Raw genomic sequence first — 985 nt, forward strand, 5'->3', positions numbered from 1 at the left:
GGGAGGGCGGGTGGGCCCGCGCCGTCCCCCCGGCCCGTCAGGCGGTGCTTCAGGCCGCGGCTTCCTCGTCGGCGTCGTCGCCCACGGCGGTGCCCGGCTCGTCCAGCAGCTGCTGCGCGATGGCGAGCGCCTTCTTCGTCTTCTCGCGCAGCTTCTCGTCGCCCTTGATGCGCGCGTAGAGCTTCGTCACGCGCTCCTCGTTGTGCACCGCGGCCTGCTCCAGCTCCGTGATGCGCGCGCGCAGCCCGTCCGCTTCCGTGGCGGCCTGGGCGCTCTGGTTGGACAGGTCCGCCTGGGCCTGCTCCAGCTGGCCGCGCAGCCCCTCCAGCTCGCCCTGCGCGGACTCCACCTGCGCGCGCAGCCCCTCGGCCTCCTCGCGCGCCGCCTGGAGGTCCGCGTCCTGCTGGGCCACCTGGGCGCGCAGGCTGTCCAGCTCGCCCTGGAGCGCCTGGGCCTGGACCTGGTGCTCATCCAGCTCCGCCTGGAGCGTGCCCAGCCTGGCGGTGGCGCCGCGCGCCTCCTCCTTCGCGGTGGCCAGTTGCTGATCCACGCGCTTGCGCTCCGAGGTGAGCTGCTCCGTGCGCGAGGTGAGGGTCTTGATCTGCGCGTCGCGGTGGTTCAGCTCCTCCTCGGAGGTGGAGGCCTTCTGCTCCAGCTCCAGGTGCTGATCCTTCAGCTCGATGATCTCCTGGTCCTTCTGGTTCAGCTCCGACTTGAGGCGCAGGATCTCCTTGTCGCGCTTGTTGACGGTGTCACGCAGCGCGAAGGTGTCCTTGTCGCTCTTGCCGCTGGTGGAGCGGGAGGCCTCCAGCTCCGTCGCCTTCGCCTGGAGCTCGGACTCCAGCGACTGCACGCGCTCCTCGGCCTGCGTCGCCTGGCCGCGCGAGTCCTCCAGCGCGCTCTGCAGCTCCGCCACCTTCGCGCGCAGGTTGCGCAGCTCCGCCAGGTCCGCGGCGGACGGGCCGGAGGCCGCGGGCGTCACCGG

At 72.5% G+C, this 985-nt stretch carries 1 pseudogene; it reads right to left on the reverse strand.

The features are described 5' to 3' along the window. Positions 1 to 49: 49 nt before the first annotated feature. Positions 50 to 985, reverse strand: a pseudogene (locus ACLEQD_RS44215) (hypothetical protein); the annotation flags it as partial.

It is taken from the genome of Corallococcus sp. 4LFB (assembly GCF_046520365.1).
Taxonomy (GTDB): domain Bacteria; phylum Myxococcota; class Myxococcia; order Myxococcales; family Myxococcaceae; genus Corallococcus; species Corallococcus caeni.